The sequence below is a fragment of the Allobosea sp. Root670 genome (assembly GCF_001429415.1).
GTDB lineage: Bacteria > Pseudomonadota > Alphaproteobacteria > Rhizobiales > Beijerinckiaceae > Allobosea > Allobosea robiniae.
The window spans coordinates 484,925-504,015 of sequence record NZ_LMJU01000015.1 but is presented as its reverse complement, the minus strand read 5'-3'; the positions used below and the strand labels follow the sequence as shown (position 1 = coordinate 504,015).

The window sequence follows — 19,091 nt, the reverse complement described above, 5'->3', positions numbered from 1 at the left end:
GATCAGGGTCGACGAGTCGCCCGGTTGCGGCGGCAGGAGTGGGACATGAGCAGGGAAGCTGGCGAGGCGCGCGTTCTCCAGGAGATCGGCTTCGTCCACCTGCATGTCCACTCGAGCTACTCGCTGCTCGAAGGCGCGATGACCATCGCGACGCTGGCCAAGATGGCGGTGGCCGACGGCCAGCCGGCGCTGGCGCTGACCGATAGCGACAATCTCTTCGGCGGCCTCGAATTCTCCGAGAAGCTCGCGGGCTCGGGTCTGCAGCCCATCGTCGGCGTGCAGCTTTCGGTCGATTTCGCTGATGAGGGCGAGGGCAGCCGCAAGCCGATGCAGCCGCAGCGCCTGCCGCATATCGTCCTGCTCGCCATGGACGAGGCCGGTTACGGCAACCTGATGAAGCTCGTCAGCGAAGCGGCGCTTGCAACGGGCGGCTCCGGCCAGCCGATCACCACGGTCGAGCGTCTTGCCGCCTATAATACGGGACTGATCGCGCTGACCGGCGGGCAGGGCGGGCCGATCGACGTCGCCTTGCGTCTCGGCCAGCTCCCGCAGGCGGCTTCGCGCCTCGCGACGCTCGCCGGAATCTATGGCGACCGGCTCTATGTCGAGATCCAGCGCCATGGCGGCGATGGCGAGGCGGCGCGGGAGGCCCATCTCCTGCGCCTCGCCTATGATTCCGACTTACCCGTCGTCGCGACCAACGAGCCCTTCTTCGCCAAGCCTGCCGATTTCGACGCGCATGACGCGCTGCTGGCGGTGGCGGAAGGTCGCCTCGTTTCCGACGGCACGCGCCGCCGCGTCACGCCGGAGCATTATTTCGCCTCGCGTGCCGAGATGAAGAAGCGCTTCGCCGACCTGCCGGAAGCGCTGGCGAGCACGGTCGAGATCGCGATGCGCTGCCATTGGCGCGTCACCACCCGCAAGCCGATCCTGCCGCGCTTCGGCGAGGAGGGCCGCGACGAGGCCGAGGAGCTGCAGGAGCAGGCGCGTGCCGGCCTCGCGGCACGGCTGGCCAAGCACGGCCCGGCCGAGGGATTCAGCGTCGAGGATTACGAGAAGCGGCTCGATTTCGAGCTCTCGATCATCACGAGGATGAAGTTCCCGGGCTACTTCCTGATCGTCTCGGATTTCATCAAATGGGCGAAGAACCAGGACATTCCGGTCGGGCCGGGCCGTGGCTCGGGTGCGGGTTCGCTCGTCGCCTATGCGCTGACCATCACCGACGTCGACCCGCTGCGCTTCGGCCTGCTCTTCGAGCGCTTCCTCAATCCCGACCGCGTCTCGATGCCCGACTTCGACATCGACTTCTGCCAGAACCGGCGTGAAGAGGTGATCGAGTATGTGAAGCATCATTACGGGCAGGAGCGCGTCGCCCAGATCATCACCTTCGGTACGCTGCTCGCCCGCGGCGTGCTGCGCGACGTCGGCCGCGTGCTTGAAATGCCCTATGGCCAGGTCGACAAGCTGACCAAGCTCGTGCCGCAGAACCCGGCCAAGCCGATCTCGCTGAAGGATGCGATCGAGGGCGAGCCCAAGCTGCAGCAGGCGGCCGAGGAGGAGCCGATCGTCGCGCGCCTGCTCGAAATTGGCCAGAAGCTGGAAGGGCTTCATCGCCATGCTTCGACTCACGCCGCAGGTGTGGTGATCGGCGATCGGCCGCTCGAACAGCTCGTCGCGCTCTCGGTCGATTCGCGCACCGGCATGCGCGTCACCCAGTTCAACATGAAATGGGTCGAGCAGGCCGGGCTGGTGAAGTTCGACTTCCTCGGCCTGAAGACGCTGACCACGCTGACCACCGCAGTGAAGCTGATCGCCCAGCGCGACATCCATATCGATCTGGCGCAACTGCCCTTCGACGACCCGACCACCTACGCCATGCTGGCGCGCGGCGAGACGGTCGGCGTGTTCCAGGTGGAATCGGTCGGCATGCGCAAGGCGCTGGTCGAGATGAAGGCCGACCGGATCGAGGACCTGATCGCGCTGGTGGCGCTCTACCGGCCGGGCCCGATGGACAACATCCCGACCTATTGCCGCCGCAAGCTCGGGCTGGAGGATCCGACCTATCTCCACCCCGGCATGGAGCCCTATCTGCGCGAGACCCACGGCATCATCGTCTACCAGGAACAGGTGATGCAGGTGGCGCAGGCGCTCTCGGGCTATTCGCTCGGCGAGGCGGACCTGCTGCGCCGCGCCATGGGCAAGAAGATCAAGGCGGAGATGGACGCCCAGCGCGACCGCTTCGTGAAGGGCGCGATCGACGGCGGCATCAAGAAGGACGTCGCCTCCGAGATCTTCGACCTGCTCGCCAAGTTCGCGGATTACGGCTTCAACAAGAGCCACGCGGCGGCCTATGCCATCGTCGCCTTCCAGACCGCCTATCTGAAGGCGAATTATCCGGTCGAGTTCCTGGCCGCGTCGATGACGCTCGACATGGGTAACACCGACAAGCTCTCGGAATTTCGCCGCGACGCCGAGCGGCTCGGCATCAAGGTCGAGCGGCCGGCGATCAATCAGTCCGGCGTCGAGTTCGACGTGGCCGATGGCAAGATCTTCTACGCGCTCGGCGCCATCAAGGGCGTCGGCACTGCGGCGGTGGAATCGCTGGTGGCGGCGCGGCAGGCCGCCGGCCCGTTCCGGGACCTCGCCGATCTCGCCCGCCGCATCGATACGAGGCTCGTCAACCGCCGGACGCTTGAGGCCCTGATCGCCGCGGGCGCGCTCGACGAGCTGGAGGCGGATCGCGCCCGAGCGGTCGCGGCACTCGACGGCATGCTGGCGCTGTCCAACCGCACCCGCGACGAGGCGGCGGCCGGCCAGTTCGATCTCTTGAGCGGCGGCGTGGTGCAGGAGGCCTTCCGCATCCCGCAGGTCGAGCCGTGGGCGCCGGCCGAGAAGCTGAAGCGCGAGCACGAGGCGGTCGGCTTCTTCCTCTCCGGCCACCCGCTCGACGATTACGAGCATGTGCTGAAGCGCCTGCGCGTGCAGCGTTATGCCGATTTCGCCCAGACGGTGCGCGCCAACGGCACCGGCGTCGGCAAGGTCGCGGTTTCGGTCATCGACAAGTCGGAGCGGCGCACCAAGTCCGGCTCGAAGATGGGCATCGTCAACCTGTCCGATCCGAGCGGCCAGTTCGAGGCCGTGCTGTTCTCGGAAGGGCTGATGAAGCTGCGCGATCTGCTGGAGCCGGGCAGGGCGCTGGTGCTGCGCCTGTCCGCCGTGCTCGACGGCGAAGAGGTGCGCCCGCGCATCGAGGATGCCGAGGAACTCGATGGTCTCGCCGCGCGCCAGAAGCAGGATCTCGTCGTCTATCTGCGCGACGAGAAGGCAGTGGCCTCGATCGCCGAGCGGATTCGTCCCCGCGAGGCCGTGCGGGCCGAGGGCAAGGTCTCGATCGTGATGATCATCGACGACGGGGCGCAAGAGGTCGAGATCGAATTGCCCGGCAAGTTCCCGGTCAACCAGCAGATCGCCAATGCCGTGCGCGCCGCGCCCGGCGTGGTCGATGTCAGGCTGCAATAGGAGCGCGCTATGGCCGACGACCGGACTGCCCTGCTCGTCGTCGACGTCCAGAACGATTTCTGTCCGGGTGGCAACCTTGCCGTACCGGATGGCGATGCGGTCGTGCCTCTCGTCAATGCGCTCGGACGCCACTTCCGCCATGTCGTGCTGACGCAGGACTGGCACCCCGCAGGGCACGCCTCCTTCGCCTCCAGCCATCCCGACCGCAAGCCGTTCGGGACGATCGAACTGGCCTATGGCCCGCAGGTGCCCTGGCCGGACCATTGCGTGCAGGGTTCGACCGGAGCGGCCTTCCATCCCGGCCTCGACCTACCCCATGCCGAGGCGGTCATCCGCAAAGGATATCGCCCGGGCATCGACAGCTATTCCGGCTTCGTCGAGGCCGATCGCCGGACGCGGACGGGGCTGGAAGGCTATCTGCGCGAGCGCGGTATTGCGAAGGTCGTCATCGCCGGTCTCGCCACCGATTTCTGCGTGAACTGGACGGCGCAGGATGCCGCCCGCGCCGGCTTCGAGACGGTGGTGGTCGAGGATGCCTGCCGCGCGATCGATCTCGACGGTTCGCTCGACCGGGCCTGGGCCGAGATGACGGCGGCCGGGATCAGGCGCGTCAGCGCCGCAAACCTCGCGATCTGAGCTTCAGCCCGATTTCAGGCGGCCGGCTTGAGCTGCGCCTGGACGCGGTCGCGCCCGAGCCGCTTGGCGCGGTAGAGCGCCTCGTCGGCCTCGACCAGCAGGTCATCGAGCTCGCGTCCGCCGAGTTCGATCTCGGCCACGCCGATGCTGAGAGTCGGCTGCAGCCGGATCTCGGCGAGATCGGCGATCTTGTCGCGGAAGGCGTGGCGGATGCGTTCCGCGACCCGGACCGCTTCCCTGACGCCGACATCGGGCAGGATGACCGCGAATTCGTCGCCGCCCTGCCGGGCCAGGATGTCGGTGCTGCGCAGTTGCTCCCGCACGGAATCTGCGAACAGGCGCAGGATCCGGTCCCCGGCCGCATGGCCGAGCGTGTCGTTGAGCCGCTTGAAGTGATCGATGTCGACGAGCAGGAGCGCGGCCCGCCGCTCTCCGCGCGATTGCTGTGCCAGCCATTGCTCCAGGCCTGAACGGTTCATCGCCCCCGTCAATGAATCGCGCCGGGCAAGGGTTGCCAGCATCCGGTTGCTGCGCTCGGCCGCAAGCATCAGCAGGGCCTGGCCTCTGAGGATGATGAAGGCGACGCCGCTGGCGGCGAGCCAGCCGGTCGCTCCCGATTCCTCCGGGAACAGCGTCGTGCCGACCCGGTCCAGCGCCGCCAGTGCGATGCGTCCGGCATAGATCACGACTGTCGGGGCGAACAGGATGGCCAGCAGCCAGGCCGAGCGCAGCCCCTCCTGCCGGCCGAGCCGTACGGCCTCGCGCACGATGGCGGCGTCGCATAGCGCCATCACCGTCGCAACGACCATGACCCGTGTGGAATAACCTTCGATGCCCGGTGAAAGTGCGAGCAGCGCCCAGCTGCCGAGAAGCACCACCCCGAATCCGAACCAGTTGAGCTCCCGGCCCGCGAAGCTTCGAATCCCCAGGAGCAGCAGCAGGCAGCCGGCCAACAGCGCCGTATTCGCGAACTCGATCGAGACGATATCGGGAATCGTGCCGCGGAAGGCTGCGCCCAGCAGGCCGGTGCCGATGCACAGGCTGCTGACACCCCACCAGACCGGGCTGCGGGTGAAGCGGCCGGTCGCGAAGGTCATCAGCTGCATCGCGCCGATGATGAAGCAGGTGAGCGCGCCCGTGACGAAGATCGTTCTCAGGTCGAGGATCACGCCGATGTCGGCCTCCCACGATCGCTTCGTCGGGTCGTTTCGCGTCCTGCGCCGATGGCCGAAACAGCCGGCCGCGACGGCAAGTCCGACCCAGGAGGCCGGGGATGTTGCGGCGTTCCGGGTTGTCCGGCCCGGCTGCACGCGCTAGGCAGGCTGCGGCGGGGGGGAGAGCATCGTGGCATGCTTGAGAACATGATAGGCTGAGGATATTCCCCATGAACTTTTATAAGTCGTTGATAGTCGCCTCCACGATCGCGTTTTTAGGCTCGGTCGCGCCGTCTTTCGCGCAGACCCAGGCCGACCAGCTCAAGGTCGCCTACCAGGCGGCCCGCAATCAACTCGGCATCCTCGGCTATTGTGCCGACAAGGGGTACACCGACGCTGCCGCTGCCGACGTCCAGAAGAAGCTGGTCGCGATGATTCCGGCGCCCGCTGATGTCAGCGGCGGCGATGCCGCCGAAGCCGCTGGTCGCAAGGGCACGATCTCGGCCATGGGTATGGAGCAGGACATCGAGGTCATCGCCAAGGCACAGAACGGCACGCCTGCGACCTTTTGCAAGCAGATCGGCGATCTCGTGAAGCAGATGGGCGCCAAGCTGCCGTAGTGAGGCGAGGGCGGGGGCAGGCCCCGCGCCCACTTCTGAATGGGCCCATGCGGTATCCGCATGGGCCTTATCAAGGCGCGCTTCCGGTTTTCTGGGCCGCGCCGGCTTGCAATGCTGCGCTATCCCCTGTAAGGCGCAGCCCATCCCACATGGAGTGCATCACCTCGATTTCCGAGGCGTTCCGGTGACGCGGCAGCTCATGCCTTGTTCATTCGCGCTCCAGAGGCTCAACCGGAAGGACTAGAACACCATGGCTCTGCCTGATTTCTCCATGCGCCAGCTCCTTGAGGCCGGCGCCCATTTCGGCCACCAGGCCCACCGCTGGAACCCCAAGATGTCCCCGTACATCTTCGGCGTCCGCAACAACATCCACATCCTCGACCTGTCGCAGTCGGTGCCGATGCTGCACCGTGCCCTCCAGGCCGTGTCGGACACCGTTGCCCGCGGCGGCCGCGTCCTCTTCGTCGGCACCAAGCGCCAGGCGCAGGATGCCATCGCCGATGCCGCCAAGCGCTCGGCCCAGTACTATGTCAACTCCCGCTGGCTCGGCGGCATGCTGACCAACTGGAAGACCATTTCGGCTTCGATCCAGCGCCTGCGCAAGGTCGACGAGCTGCTCAACGGCGGCGGCTCGGGCCTGACCAAGAAGGAGCGCCTGATGCTGTCGCGTGAGCGCGACAAGCTCGAGAAGGCTCTCGGCGGCATCAAGGACATGGGCGGCACGCCGGACATGATCTTCGTGATCGACACCAACAAGGAAGCGCTCGCGATCAAGGAGGCCCAGCGCCTCGGCATCCCGGTCGCCGCGATCGTCGACTCGAACTCGGACCCGGACGGCATCACCTTCCCGGTCCCGGCCAATGACGACGCCGGCCGCGCCATCCAGTTCTATTGCGACCTGATCGCCCGCTCGGCGATCGACGGCATCGGCCGCGCCTCGGGCGACCAGGGCATCGATGTCGGCGCCGCCGAGGCGCCGGTCGTCGAGGAAGCTCTCGAGACCGCTTCCGGCGCCTTCGAGACGCTGACCACCCCGCGCGGCGCTCCGGACGACCTGACCAAGCTCTCGGGCATGGGTCCCGATGCGGTCCAGAAGCTGAACGACGGCGGCATCTACCACTTCTGGCAGGTCGCGGCGATGACCCCGGCCGACGTGACCAAGATCGACCATGATCTGAAGCTCGGCGGCAAGATCGAGCGCGAGGGCTGGGTCGCCCAGGCTCGCGAACTCGCCGACGCGTAATTCGGTTTGCCCTTGCGGCGCGTCATCGGCGCGTCGCAATCGAGCCTCTCGTTTGACGCCGGCTTTTGGAGCATCGGCCCGAAAAGTGGCCCGCGGTTTTCGGGCAGAGCCGATGCAAGACCAAAGAGCTAGAGGACGCGCCGACGGCCGGAAACGGAGCGTCGGCGTTTCCCCATGCAGGCGTCCGCATCAATCCGATCCGCGGCCGGTCCCAGGGCCAGTGCCGCACCGACAGCAAGGACAAGACAGATGGCAGCGATCACCGCCGCGATGGTGAAGGAACTCCGCGACAAGACCGGCGCGGGCATGATGGACTGCAAGACCGCCCTTTCGGCGAACGACGGCAACATGGAGGCCGCCGTCGACTGGCTGCGCGCCAAGGGCCTGTCGAAGGCCGCCAAGAAGGCCGGTCGCGTCGCCGCCGAGGGCCTCGTCGCCGTCTCGGTGCAGGGCAATGAAGGCGTCGTCGTCGAGGTCAACTCCGAGACCGACTTCGTCGCGCGCAACCCGGAATTCCAGGCGCTCGCCAAGACCATCGCCGATGTCGCGCTGGAGCGTGGCGGCGACGTCGAGGCTCTGCTCGGCCATCACTATCCGGGCGGTGGCTCCGTCCAGGACGCGATCGCCAACGCCATCGCCACCATCGGCGAGAACATGACGCTGCGCCGCGTCGCCGCGCTCAAGGTCTCCTCGGGCCTGATCGGTTCCTATGTCCACGGCGCGATCGCCGATGGTCTCGGCAAGATCGGCGTCATCGTCGCGCTCGAGTCGAACGGCAAGTCGGATGAGCTTGCCGCGCTCGGCCGCCAGCTCGCCATGCATGTCGCGGCGACCAACCCGGTTGCGCTCGACCTCGCTTCGGTCGCCCCGGACGTCCTGGAGCGCGAGAAGGCGATCCTGGCCGAGAAGAACGCCGGCAAGCCCGAGCATGTCCTCGCCAAGATCACCGAGAGCGGCCTGAAGAGCTACGCCAAGGAATACTGCCTGCTGGAGCAGGCCTATATCCATGACGGCTCGAAGTCGGTCGCGCAGGTCCTCAAGGAGATCGAGGGCAAGGTCGGCGCTCCCGTGCAGCTCACCGGCTTCGCCCGCTTCGCGCTCGGCGAGGGCATCGAGAAGGAAGAGCAGGACTTCGCGGCCGAGGTCGCTGCCGCCGGCGGCACCACGGGCTGACAAGCCCTGTGATGAATGACAGAAAGGCCGCGCATCGCGCGGCCTTTTTTGTAGGAAGATAGGGCCGCGTCGAATCGCGGCCGGCCACAACGAGACGGAGAGACATCGATGAGACCCCAACGCGTTCTCGTGAAGCTCTCCGGCGAAGCCCTTGCCGGTCCGGTCGGAAACGGTCTGGACGGCGTCACGCTGACGGCGCTCGCCGCCGACATCGCCCATGCTTCCCGTGAAGGCGTCGAGATCGGCATCGTCGTTGGCGGCGGCAACTTCTTCCGTGGCGTCCAGGGCCTCAACAAGGGGCTCGACCGGACCACGGCCGATTCGATCGGCATGCTCGGCACGGTGATGAACGCGCTCGCCCTGGAGCATTCGATCGAGGCCGCCGGCGCCCCTGCGCGCGCCATGTCGGCGGTGCCGATGCCCTCGCTCTGCGAGAGCTATGCCCGCAAGCGCGCGCTCGATCATCTCAGCAACGGCAAGGTCGTCATCCTCGGCGGCGGCACCGGCAACCCGTATTTCACCACGGATACCGGCGCGGCGCTCCGCGCAGCCGAGCTCGGCTGCAGCCATCTGCTCAAGGCGACGCAGGTCGACGGCGTCTACAGCGCCGATCCGAAGAAGGACCCGGCTGCGACCCGCTACGACACGCTGACCCATGAGGACGCGATCAAGCGCGACCTCAAGGTGATGGATACCGCCGCCTTCGCGCTCGCCCGCGACGCGAGCCTGACCATCGTCGTCTTCTCGATCGCCGAGCCCGGCATGCTGGCCGCCGTCCTGCGCGGCGAGGGCAGGGCGACTTACGTCACGCCTTGAGGCAATCGCCTCAGTAGGTCCGCCAGAGACGGGGCGTCGCCAGTTCGAGGAGATGCCCGTCGGGATCGCGGAAATACAGGCTCGTGCTGCCGCGCTCCCATTGCATCCGCCCTTCCACGGCGATGTCGAGCTGACCGAGCTTCGCCTCCCAGGTCGCAAGCTCTTCCGCGTCGATCGCGAAGGCGATGTGCAGCGGCCCGCTGCCGTCATGCGGCGGGATGGTGCCGCCGGCCGCGGTCTGCGTCTGCAGCGAGGCGCCGCGCAGGAACAGCAGCAGCACGTTCGCTCCCCCGACGTCGTAGGCGAAGAGGGTCTTCGTCTTGAGCAGGGGGGCGAGGCCCAGCTTGTCCTCGTAGAAGGCGCGGGCGCGGTCGAGGTCGTCGACATAAAGCGCGGTCTCGATGATGCGGTTGAGGCGAGGCACGGTTTTCTCCACGGTTCCTTGCGGCCGGCGCTGGCCGACGGGCCGGCCGGTCTCTAGGATGAGATGGGCATCCATGAGCAGGGAACCAGCGGGTCGTGCCGCTACCCGGTCATGATCCGCCCGGATCGACGCTTTTCCCTTGCCCAATCCGGGGGAAAATGCTGTTCGAGGATGTAAATCTTGACCCTGCGCGGCCCCGCCGCCATGGTCTCGCCGATTTTGAATTACCTGCAAGGTCCCGATTGAAATGGCCCAGACGACGTTCGACCTCGCCGACATCAAGCGCCGCATGGCCGGTGCGGTGCAGTCCTTCAAGGGCGATCTCGCCTCGCTGCGCTCCGGCCGCGCCTCCGCCAACATGCTCGACCCGATCCAGGTCGAGGCTTATGGCGCCCGCACGCCGCTGAGCCAGCTCGCCACGGTCAGCGTGCCGGAGCCGCGCCTGCTCAGCGTCCAGGTCTGGGACCGCTCGATGGTCCAGGCCGTCGACAAGGCGGTGCGCGAATCCGATCTCGGCCTCAACCCGCAGACGGAAGGCCAGGTCCTGCGCATCCGCATCCCCGAGCTGAACGAGCAGCGCCGCAAGGAGATGGTCAAGGTCGCGCATAAATATGCCGAGGAAGCCAAGGTCTCCGTGCGCCATGTCCGCCGCGACGGCATCGACGTCGTCAAGAAGCTCGAGAAGGACGGCGACATGACCAAGGACGACGCCGCCCGCAATTCCGATCTGGTCCAGAAGGCGACGGACCAGCATATCGCCGAGATCGACCAGGCTCTGGCGACGAAGGAAAAGGAAATCCTGCACGTCTGATCGTCCGGACGTTCGATCTCCCGCGCGGGGGACCTCCCGCGCTCCTTCGGCCGCAGCCGAGCGAGGCTTATCCGCATGTCATCCGGTCAGCGCGACGCAGGCGTGTCCAACCCGGCTCATGTCGCCATCATCATGGACGGCAACGGGCGCTGGGCGCAGATGCGCGGGCTGCCGCGGCAGGAGGGCCATCGCCGCGGGCTGGAGGCGCTGCGCCGCACGGTCCGGAATGCCAGCGACCTCGGCATCCAGGTCCTGACGCTCTATAGTTTCTCGACCGAAAACTGGCGCCGGCCCTATGCGGAAGTCTCCTTCCTGATGGGGTTGCTCAAGCATTTCGTCGAGAAGGATCTCGCCGAGCTCTCCGCCGCCAATGTGCGGGTGCGCATCATCGGCAGCCGGGACGATCTCGCAGCCGACCTGCGCCGCCTTGTCGAGCACGCCGAGGCCAGCACCCGCAACAATACCGGTCTCGTGCTGGTGATCGCCTTCAATTACGGCTCCCGCGACGAAATCATGCGTGCGACACGCCGGCTGGCGGCCGATGTCGCCGCAGGTCGGATCGACCCGGCCGCGATCGACGAGGCTGCGATCGCCGGCCAGCTCGACACTCATGACCTTCCGGATCCCGAGCTGGTCATCCGGACCTCGGGCGAGACCCGGATCTCGAACTTCCTGCTCTGGCAGGCAGCCTATGCCGAGTTCATCTTCGCCCCGGTGATGTGGCCTGATTTCGACCGGGCCGCCTTCGAGGAGGCTCTGGCGCAGTATCGTCAGCGCGAGCGGCGTTTCGGCGGTCTTGCCGCCCCCTCCGACCGCAGCGTAGGCGTAGCGTGAATGAGCCGGGCGCCTCTGCGCCGCGATCCGGCTCCGAGCTGAGGCTCAGGGTCGCTTCGGCGCTGGTCCTGGGCGCGCTGATCCTGCTCGTCACGATCTGGGGCGGCTGGCCGTTCCGGCTGGTCTGGATATTGGTTGCCGGGCTCGTCGCCTATGAATGGCTCGCGATCATCGGCCGCGGCAATGCGATCCCGGCGGGCATCGCGGTGGTCGCCGCCGGCCTGGCGCTGTCCTTTTCCCCTGCAAGTCCGGCGGCGCTTGCGGGTACGGCCTCGGCCATAGCGCTCCTGGGTGCGCTTGCGACGCCCTTCGTGCGCTCGCGTCTGGCGCTGGAGTTCTGTGGCGTCGCCTATGCGCTGGCCTTCGCGCTGGTCACGCCGGCGCTGCGCGATCTCGCCGGAATCGGCCTCGCCCTGATCCTGTGGAGCTTCGCCGTCGTCTGGCTCACCGATATCGCCGCCTATTTCACCGGCCGAAAGCTCGGTGGCCCGAAGCTGATGCCGGCCGTCAGCCCGAAGAAGACCTGGTCGGGCGCGATCGGCGGCGCCGTGGCCGGGATGATCGGCGGCTACCTCGTCTGGCGATGGATGCCGGCGCTGCAAGGCATGACGGCGGCCGGGCCGGTGGTTGCCGCCTCGTTCGCCGGCTCGGTCGTCAGCCAGGCCGGAGACCTGTTCGAATCCGCCCTGAAACGCCGCTTCGACGCCAAGGATTCGAGCAGGCTCATCCCCGGCCATGGCGGCTTCCTCGATCGGCTCGATGGCTATTGGGCGGTGCTGGTGCTCGCCGGCTTCGCGCTCTTTGCCCTGCACATCAACGTCTGAGACCGATGCCCTTGCGCAGCGTCACGCTTCTGGGAGCGACCGGCTCCGTCGGACGTTCGGTCCGCGACGTGGTCGCCGAGAATCCCGAGCGCCTCTCCATTGCGGTCGTGGTCGGCGGCCGTGATGCCGATGCGCTGGCCCGGGCCGCGATCGAGGTGGGCGCATCCTTTGCCGCGCTCGCCGATGCTGCCGGCGGCGAAGCACTGAAGCAGGCGCTCTCCGGCACGGGCATCGCCAGCGGGGCAGGGCGTTCCGCTGTGCTGGAGGCGGTCGACCGCTCGGCCGATATCGTCGTCAGCGCGATCTCCGGCGCTGCCGGACTGGAGGCGACCTTCGCGGCGCTCCTGCCCGGGCGCACGATCGCGCTCGCCAACAAGGAAAGCCTGGTTTGTGCCGGCGAGGCTGTGATGGCGCGGGCGGCCGAGGTCGGCGCCCGCCTGCTGCCGCTCGATTCCGAGCACAACGCCCTGTTCCAGGTTCTGGGCGGCGAACCCCTCGCTTCGGTCCGCAGCATGACGCTGACGGCCTCCGGCGGCCCGTTCCGGACCTGGAGCATGGAGCGCATCGCTGCGGCGACCCCCGACCAGGCGCTGAAGCACCCGAACTATGCGATGGGTGCCAAGATCACGATCGACTCCGCCAGCATGATGAACAAGGGGCTGGAGCTGATCGAGGCCCGGTTCCTGTTCGATCTGAAACCCGATCAACTCGATGTGCTCGTCCATCCCCAGCAGATCGTCCACGGCCTCGTGACTTTCCGCGACGGCTCGGTCAGCGCCGGCATGGCGGTGCCGGACATGCGGGTCGCAGCGGCGCATTGCCTCGGCATCGACGGTCGCCTCGACGCGCCGCCTCAGCGCTTCCTCGATCTCGCTCTGGCGGCGCCGCTGAGCTTCGAGCGGCCCGATCTCGTCCGCTTCCCGGCGCTCGGCCTCGCGATCGCCGCTTTGCGCGAGGGCGGCGCCATGCCGGCCGTGCTCAATGCCGCCAACGAGGTCGCCGTCGCCGCCTTCCTGGAGAGGCGGCTTGGCTTCCCCGCTATCGCCGCGCTGGTGGAAGCGGTCTGCGCAGCCTCTCCCGCCGGGTCGGAGGTGCCGCGCGATGTCGCTTCCGCGCTCGCCATTGACCAAGATTCAAGACGGCGGGCTGCCTCGCTCTTGTCGCAAGCACGGTTCACTGTCACCTAGAGGCCGTTATCGCATCGGACCGAAAAGTAGAATCCACTTTTCGGACAAATCCGATGCAGCACCAATGAGCTAGATCATCGCGCGTCCGCTCGGACGCGCGATGATCTAGGACCCCCGGGGGAATAGGTTCATGGAATTCGCAGCGTCTCTCTGGAATGCCGGGCATTTCCTGCTTGGCTATCTGCTGCCGTTCCTGTTCGTCCTGACCACTGTCGTTTTCGTCCATGAGCTCGGGCATTTCCTCGTCGGCCGCTGGTGTGGGGTCGACGTCAAGACGTTCTCGATCGGCTTCGGCCGCGAGATCTTCGGGTTCAACGACCGGCATGGCACGCGCTGGCGCTTCGCGCTGATTCCGCTCGGCGGCTACGTCAAGTTCTCGGGCGACGCCGATGCCTCCAGCGCGCCCGACGATGAGGCGGTGAGCCGGATGTCGGCGCAGGAGCGTGCGCGCTCGTTCCCCGCGCAGTCGCTCGGTGAGCGGGCGGCGATCGTCGCCGCCGGCCCGATCGCGAATTTCCTGCTGGCGATCGTGATCTTCGCCGGCTCGACCTTCTTCTTCGGCAAGCAGGTACTGATCCCGCGCGTCGACGCCGTCGTCGCCGGCAGCGCGGCGGAGCGGGCCGGCCTGAAGGCGGGCGACATCGTGATCGCCATCGACGGCCAGTCGGTCGGCAGCTTCTCCGACATGCAGCGCATCGTCTCGATCCGGCCCGACGAGCGTCTCGAGGTTTCCGTAGAGCGCGACGGCGGCACGCTCACCCTGCCGGTGACGCCGGCGCTGACCGAGATAAAGACCAAGCTCGGCACGCAGCGCATCGGCGTGATCGGCGTCAAGGCGTCGCCGCGTCCCGAGGATTGGAAGACGCAGCGATTCGGATTGCTCGACTCCACCAAGGCCGGTTTCACCGAGACCTGGTTCGTCGTGACGCGGACCTATGACTACGTCGCCAAGCTGGTGACCGGCCGCGAATCCACCGACCAGCTCTCCGGTCCGATTCGGATCGCGCAGGTCTCCGGCATCGTCGCTTCGAGCAGCGGGCTGCTCGGGCTGATCAATCTTGCTGCGATCCTCTCGGTCTCGATCGGCCTGATGAATCTGGTGCCGGTTCCCATGCTCGATGGCGGGCATCTGCTGTTCTATCTCTATGAGGCGCTGCGCGGCCGGCCCTTGAGCCCGCGCGCACAGGAAATCGGCTTTCGGGTTGGCCTCGCGCTCGTCCTGATGCTGATGCTGTTCGTGACCTGGAACGACATCGTTCACGTCCGCGGCCTGCTCTGAAATCGGCCCGCGGAAGGCGCTTTGCGGCGGAAAAACGGCACGCTGCGTGGCCCGGCGGCAACGAGATTTCTAAAAACGCTTTATTAACGATGATCGCGGTTTGCACCCTGCTGGAAACTTTGTAGAAGCGTTTGAACCGCAATGTCCCCGTGCTGCTGTCGCTAGATGGCGGTCCCCGTTTGGGGTGGTGACCAGAGAGATGGAATAGGCGACCCGATGACGTCGACCCAACAGAGCCGGACGACCAAGACGCGGCTCTCTCGATCGATCGGACTTTCGGCTTTGATGCTGGCCGTGAGTGGTGGTGTGGCTTTCGCGCAGGCCGTGGTCGTCCACGGCAACCGCCGCGTCGATGCGGAGACGATCCGCTCCTACGCGGTCGGCCGTGAAAACCCGCAGGAAATCCGCGAGAGCCTGCTGGCGACAGGCCTGTTCAGCAGCGTGCAGGTCAACCGCCGCGGTTCGCAGATCGTCGTTGCGGTTCAGGAGCAGGGCGGTACGGCCAACCGGGTCGCCTTCGAAGGTAACCGCAAGCTGAAGGGCGAACAGCTCGCGCAGATCGTGCAGTCGCGTGCCGGCGGTCCGGTCAGCCAGGCGCTGATGAATTCCGATATCGAGCGCCTGCGCGAAGCCTACAAGCGGGCGGGCTACGGGCTGTCTTCGGTCAGCGCGCGCGTCGCTCCTCTGCCGAACGGCCGCCAGGATATCGTCTTCACCATCAACGAGAGCGGCAAGACCGGCATCAAGTCGATCAACTTCAGCGGCAATCAGGCCTATTCCGGTGGGCGCCTGCGCGGGTTGATGACGTCGACGGAATCGAACTTCCTGAGCTGGATCAAGACCTCCGACGTCTATGATCCCGATCGGATCAATTCCGACATGGATCTCATTCGCCGCTTCTACCTGAAGAACGGCTACGCCGACTTCCAGATCGTCAACAGCGGCGCCCGCTTCGACGAGGCGGCCGGCGGCTGGGTCATCGACATCCAGGTCGAGGAAGGCCAGCAGTATCAGGTCGGCAACGTTACGGTCGATTCCTCGCTGCGCGATGTCGATGCGGCAGCCTTGCAGCGCTATGTCGCGACCTCCACGGGCGATACCTACAACGCCGAGGCGGTCGAGAAGTCGCTGGTTGCGCTGACCACGGAAGTGGCCCGCCGCGGCCATGCCTTCGCCCAGGTTCGTCCGCGCGGCGACCGTGACGCTGCAGGCCGCCAGATCGGCATCACCTATGTCGTCGACGAGGGCCCGCGCGTCTATGTCGAGCGCATCAACGTGCGCGGCAACACCCGGACCCGCGACTATGTGGTTCGCCGCGAGCTCGATCTCGGCGAGGGCGATGCCTACAACAAGGTCATGGTCGACCGCGCCGAGCGTCGCCTTAACAATCTCGGCTTCTTCAACAAGGTCCGCATCACCAACGAGCCCGGCTCGGCGCCGGATCGCGTGGTCGTCAATATCGACGTCGAGGACAAGGCGACCGGTTCGTTCTCCGTCGCCGGTGGTTACTCGACCTCGGACGGCGTCATCGGCGAGGTCTCGCTGTCGGAGTCGAACTTCCTCGGCCGCGGCCAGTTCGTCCGCATCGCCGGCACGCTCGGCGAGAGGACGCAGGGTGTCGATTTCTCGTTCACCGAGCCTTATTTCCTCGGCTATCGCGTGGCGGCCGGTATCGACCTGTTCTCGAAGTTCAACGACAACTACAACACCGGCCGTTTCGAAAGCCGCGTGACCGGTGGGCAGGTTCGCTTCACCTTCCCGATCACGGAAGAGTTCTCGATCACGCCGCGGTACTCGATCTACCAGACCGAGATTACCATCCCGAACGAGTTCAGCCGTCCCTATAACGACTGCACCTTCCCGATCCCGGGCGTCACGCCGACCGGTGGCGCCAGCGCGCCCCTGAACTGCGTGACCAACGGCGAAGCGACGGTGGCGGTCAAGGAGGCCCAGGGCTCGACCCTGACCTCTCTCGTCGGCCTGAACTTCAACTACAACTCGCTCGACAGCGTGCAGAACCCGCGCAACGGCTTCTCGGCCGAGCTGAAGCCGGAATTCGCCGGCCTCGGCGGCGACTCGAAGTTCCTGCGTATCTCGGCTGATGCCCGTTACTACCGCGAGATCTTCGACGACGTCGTCGGCTTCCTGCGCGTCCAGGGCGGTCACGTCCAGGCGACCAGCGGCAACCTGCGCATGGTCGATCACTACTTCCTCGGCCCGTCGCTGGTGCGTGGTTTCGCGCCGTCCGGCATCGGCCCGCGCGACGTGCTGAACGACCCGACGGCGAACGCGGTCGGTGGAACCACCTATTTCGGCGGTACGGTCGAGGTGCAGTTCCCGATCTTCGGCCTGCCGCGTGACCTTGGCCTGCGCGGCGCGGTCTTCGCCGATGCCGGCACGCTGTTCAACTATGACGGCGGCTCGAAGTCGGTGGCTTTCGCTTGCCCGGCCGGCTCGGAGGCGCGCCAGTACAATGTCAGTGTTGTACAGGGAGGAGCGCAGTCGAGTGTCGGCTGTATCCGCGACAAGAACACGCTGCGTTCGTCGGTCGGCGTGAGCCTGCTCTGGCAGTCGCCGCTTGGACCGATCCGGTTCGATTACGCCTACGCCCTGACCAAGGACGAAGGCCAGATCGGGCTGAACCCGCAGACCGGCCTCGTCGGCAAGTACGGCGGCGACCGCCTCCAGGCCTTCCGCTTCTCGGGCGGCACCCGCTTCTGACGTAGGCGGGCTTGAGCATCGACCGGGAAGTGACACCACTTCCCGGGGAGAAATCGGTGCGATAACAACGACATGGATCGCCATTCTCGCGTCCCGTGGGATGCGCGGCGATCCCGCTCCGGACCGGATCATGGCAGAGCCAGTTTTCTTTCCGTTCGCGACCTCGCTGGACTTCGGCGAGGTCGCAAGCATTTCAGGCGGCACCTTGCCGGAGGGCGTGGAGTCGACCCGCAGGATCGACGGAATCGCCGCCCTCGAAACGGCTGGTCCGGCCGATCTCGCCTATATGGACAATCCGAAATACACGGATGCCCTGGCGGCAACCAAGGCGGGCCTGTGCATCGTCTCGCCGCGTTTCGCCGATCGTGTTCCGGCGGGAACGGTGACCCTGGTGTCGCCGGCTCCGTATCACGCCTTCGCGAAGATCATGGCGCGCTGCTTTCCGAGCGCACTGAAGCCTGAATCGATCTTCGCCTCGCAGGGCGTCGCGCCGGGTGCCATCGTCCATGCCACGGCCGTCCTCGAGGCGGGGGTCACCGTCGATCCCGGCGCGGTCATCGGCCCCGGGGCCGAGATCGGGGCAGGGACTATCGTCGCCTCGCATGCGGTCATCGGCCCGCAGGTCCGGATCGGGCGCAACTGCTCGATCGGGGCGGGCAGTACGATCCAGGCGTCCCTGATCGGCAATCGGGTCATTATCCACCCCGGCGCGCGGATCGGGCAGGACGGCTTCGGCTTCGCGATGAGCCCCAAGGGGCACATGAAGGTGCCGCAGATCGGCCGCGTCATCATTCAGGATGATGTCGAGATCGGTGCCAACAGCACGATCGACCGTGGCGCCAGCCGCGACACGGTGATCGGCGAAGGCACCAAGATCGATAACCTCGTCCAGATCGGCCATAACTGCGTCATCGGCCGTCATTGCGTGATCTGCGCCCAGACCGGCCTTGCAGGTTCTTCCACGCTCGAGGATTTCGTGGTGCTTGGCGGCCAGGTCGGGCTCGCCGGTCATCTCACCATCGGCGTCGGCGCACAGATCGCGGCGCAGAGCGGTGTTGCCGGCGATGTTCCACGCGGCGCGCGCTATGGCGGATATCCCGCCCAGCCCGCGCTCGGTTGGGCGCGCGAGACCGCGTTGCTCAAGACGCTGGTGGCCAATCGCGGCAAGAAGCCGGGCGCATCGCAGGGTTGAGCCAGGCGTTTCCGCCGTCCGATGGGGGCTTTCTGCTCCCGATGCCAAGAATTTTGTTGCCGAACCCGCTCCGTTTCCGGCAAAGCGGCGGAAGGCTTTGAAATCGTGACGGGTTGCAGGAACGTTGCCTGCTCCCGGCCACCGACGTGAATACAAGGCGCTGCCCGGCGACGGCACGCGGGAGAAGACAGACCATGAGCGAGGCGACGACGGCACTGGGTGTGATCGACATCCAGAAGATCATGGCCAGCATCCCCCACCGTTATCCGTTTCTGCTGGTCGATCGCGTCGTCGAGATCGATGGCGATACGTCCGGCGTCGGGATCAAGAACGTCACGGTCAACGAACCCCAGTTCACCGGCCACTTCCCGGAACGACCGGTGTTTCCGGGCGTGCTGATGATCGAGGCGATGGCGCAGACGGCCGGCGTCCTGGTCGTGAATGCCCGCGAGGTCGGCGCGCAGGAGGTCAAGTCCGTCCTCTTCACCACGATCGACAAGGCGAAGTTCCGCAAGCCTGTCACGCCGGGCGACCAGATCCGCTTCCACCTCACCAAGCTCGCCCGCAAGCGCAACATCTTCTTCTATCGCGGCGAGGCCCGCGTCGACGGGGTGCTCGTGGCCGAAGCCGAGATTTCGGCGATGGTCGTTTGAGCGGC

The 19,091-nt window shown here is 66.6% G+C and carries 16 protein-coding genes; 14 read left to right on the top strand and 2 right to left on the bottom strand.

Going from position 1 to position 19,091, the window contains the following annotated elements; translation table 11 throughout:
• Window positions 1–45 precede the first annotated feature (45 nt).
• On the top strand, window positions 46–3,519 hold the full coding sequence (dnaE, locus tag ASE61_RS14810) for a DNA polymerase III subunit alpha (protein ID WP_061968077.1): 3,474 nt from the start codon (window positions 46–48) through the stop codon (window positions 3,517–3,519).
• Window positions 3,520–3,528: 9 nt separating this feature from the next.
• A complete protein-coding gene (pncA, locus tag ASE61_RS14805; RefSeq protein WP_061968075.1) occupies window positions 3,529–4,155 on the top strand; it encodes a bifunctional nicotinamidase/pyrazinamidase in 627 nt (208 codons plus the stop codon).
• A 14-nt stretch (window positions 4,156–4,169) separates the two neighbouring features.
• Here pncA and ASE61_RS14800 read toward each other — a convergent pair whose 3' ends face one another.
• A complete protein-coding gene (locus ASE61_RS14800; protein WP_061968073.1) occupies window positions 4,170–5,324 on the bottom strand; it encodes a GGDEF domain-containing protein in 1,155 nt (384 codons plus the stop codon).
• A gap of 215 nt (window positions 5,325–5,539) precedes the next feature.
• Here ASE61_RS14800 and ASE61_RS14795 point away from each other — a divergent pair, with 215 nt between their 5' ends.
• The 4 genes from ASE61_RS14795 (at window position 5,540) to pyrH (ending at window position 9,161) form a co-directional block, all read left to right on the top strand.
• Window positions 5,540–5,929 carry a pore-forming ESAT-6 family protein gene (locus tag ASE61_RS14795; RefSeq protein ID WP_061968071.1) on the top strand — a complete coding sequence of 130 codons (390 nt, stop codon included), beginning with the start codon at window positions 5,540–5,542 and terminating at the stop codon, window positions 5,927–5,929.
• A gap of 250 nt (window positions 5,930–6,179) precedes the next feature.
• The gene (locus ASE61_RS14790) at window positions 6,180–7,172 is read left to right on the top strand and encodes a 30S ribosomal protein S2 (protein WP_061968070.1); all 993 of its coding nucleotides are present in this window, start codon (window positions 6,180–6,182) and stop codon (window positions 7,170–7,172) included.
• Between the two features lie 249 nt (window positions 7,173–7,421).
• Entirely contained in the window at window positions 7,422–8,345 is a 924-nt protein-coding gene (gene tsf / locus ASE61_RS14785; protein WP_061968068.1) for a translation elongation factor Ts, read from the top strand.
• Between the two features lie 108 nt (window positions 8,346–8,453).
• Window positions 8,454–9,161, top strand: coding sequence for a UMP kinase (gene pyrH / locus ASE61_RS14780; protein ID WP_061968066.1), 708 nt, complete (start codon window positions 8,454–8,456; stop codon window positions 9,159–9,161).
• A 10-nt stretch (window positions 9,162–9,171) separates the two neighbouring features.
• Here the strand turns inward: pyrH and ASE61_RS14775 are convergent, their stop codons facing one another.
• Complete coding sequence (locus ASE61_RS14775) at window positions 9,172–9,585, bottom strand: VOC family protein (RefSeq protein WP_061968349.1); 414 nt, start codon at window positions 9,583–9,585, stop codon at window positions 9,172–9,174.
• 247 nt (window positions 9,586–9,832) lie between these two features.
• Here ASE61_RS14775 and frr point away from each other — a divergent pair, with 247 nt between their 5' ends.
• The 8 genes from frr (at window position 9,833) to fabZ (ending at window position 19,086) form a co-directional block, all read left to right on the top strand.
• Window positions 9,833–10,396, top strand: coding sequence for a ribosome recycling factor (gene frr, locus ASE61_RS14770; protein WP_061968065.1), 564 nt, complete (start codon window positions 9,833–9,835; stop codon window positions 10,394–10,396).
• Window positions 10,397–10,471: 75 nt separating this feature from the next.
• Window positions 10,472–11,230 carry an isoprenyl transferase gene (locus tag ASE61_RS14765; protein WP_061968063.1) on the top strand — a complete coding sequence of 253 codons (759 nt, stop codon included), beginning with the start codon at window positions 10,472–10,474 and terminating at the stop codon, window positions 11,228–11,230.
• On the top strand, window positions 11,227–12,054 hold the full coding sequence (locus tag ASE61_RS14760; protein WP_061968061.1) for a phosphatidate cytidylyltransferase: 828 nt from the start codon (window positions 11,227–11,229) through the stop codon (window positions 12,052–12,054). The genes ASE61_RS14765 and ASE61_RS14760 overlap by 4 nt, the downstream gene beginning before the upstream one ends.
• A 5-nt stretch (window positions 12,055–12,059) precedes the next feature.
• Complete coding sequence (gene dxr, locus ASE61_RS14755; protein ID WP_061968060.1) at window positions 12,060–13,241, top strand: 1-deoxy-D-xylulose-5-phosphate reductoisomerase; 1,182 nt, start codon at window positions 12,060–12,062, stop codon at window positions 13,239–13,241.
• 130 nt (window positions 13,242–13,371) lie between these two features.
• On the top strand, window positions 13,372–14,520 hold the full coding sequence (gene rseP / locus ASE61_RS14750; RefSeq protein WP_061968058.1) for an RIP metalloprotease RseP: 1,149 nt from the start codon (window positions 13,372–13,374) through the stop codon (window positions 14,518–14,520).
• A gap of 216 nt (window positions 14,521–14,736) precedes the next feature.
• Window positions 14,737–17,241, top strand: coding sequence for an outer membrane protein assembly factor BamA (gene bamA / locus ASE61_RS14745; RefSeq protein ID WP_061968056.1), 2,505 nt, complete (start codon window positions 14,737–14,739; stop codon window positions 17,239–17,241).
• Between the two features lie 130 nt (window positions 17,242–17,371).
• Window positions 17,372–18,433 (top strand): UDP-3-O-(3-hydroxymyristoyl)glucosamine N-acyltransferase, encoded by a 1,062-nt coding sequence (gene lpxD, locus ASE61_RS14740; protein ID WP_061968347.1) that lies wholly within the window; start codon window positions 17,372–17,374, stop codon window positions 18,431–18,433.
• A 194-nt stretch (window positions 18,434–18,627) separates the two neighbouring features.
• A complete protein-coding gene (fabZ, locus tag ASE61_RS14735; RefSeq protein WP_061968054.1) occupies window positions 18,628–19,086 on the top strand; it encodes a 3-hydroxyacyl-ACP dehydratase FabZ in 459 nt (152 codons plus the stop codon).
• The last annotated feature ends 5 nt before the right edge of the window (window positions 19,087–19,091 follow it).

Excerpts from the sequence above, each read along its gene's own strand:
- dnaE (WP_061968077.1), top strand. The coding sequence starts at position 46 with ATGAGCAGGGAAGCTGGCGAGGCGCGCGTTCTCCAGGAGATCGGCTTC.
- pncA (WP_061968075.1), top strand. The coding sequence starts at position 3,529 with ATGGCCGACGACCGGACTGCCCTGCTCGTCGTCGACGTCCAGAACGAT.
- ASE61_RS14795 (WP_061968071.1), top strand. The coding sequence starts at position 5,540 with ATGAACTTTTATAAGTCGTTGATAGTCGCCTCCACGATCGCGTTTTTA.
- ASE61_RS14790 (WP_061968070.1), top strand. The coding sequence starts at position 6,180 with ATGGCTCTGCCTGATTTCTCCATGCGCCAGCTCCTTGAGGCCGGCGCC.
- tsf (WP_061968068.1), top strand. The coding sequence starts at position 7,422 with ATGGCAGCGATCACCGCCGCGATGGTGAAGGAACTCCGCGACAAGACC.
- pyrH (WP_061968066.1), top strand. The coding sequence starts at position 8,454 with ATGAGACCCCAACGCGTTCTCGTGAAGCTCTCCGGCGAAGCCCTTGCC.
- frr (WP_061968065.1), top strand. The coding sequence starts at position 9,833 with ATGGCCCAGACGACGTTCGACCTCGCCGACATCAAGCGCCGCATGGCC.
- ASE61_RS14765 (WP_061968063.1), top strand. The coding sequence starts at position 10,472 with ATGTCATCCGGTCAGCGCGACGCAGGCGTGTCCAACCCGGCTCATGTC.
- dxr (WP_061968060.1), top strand. The coding sequence starts at position 12,060 with ATGCCCTTGCGCAGCGTCACGCTTCTGGGAGCGACCGGCTCCGTCGGA.
- rseP (WP_061968058.1), top strand. The coding sequence starts at position 13,372 with ATGGAATTCGCAGCGTCTCTCTGGAATGCCGGGCATTTCCTGCTTGGC.
- bamA (WP_061968056.1), top strand. The coding sequence starts at position 14,737 with ATGACGTCGACCCAACAGAGCCGGACGACCAAGACGCGGCTCTCTCGA.
- lpxD (WP_061968347.1), top strand. The coding sequence starts at position 17,372 with ATGGCAGAGCCAGTTTTCTTTCCGTTCGCGACCTCGCTGGACTTCGGC.
- fabZ (WP_061968054.1), top strand. The coding sequence starts at position 18,628 with ATGAGCGAGGCGACGACGGCACTGGGTGTGATCGACATCCAGAAGATC.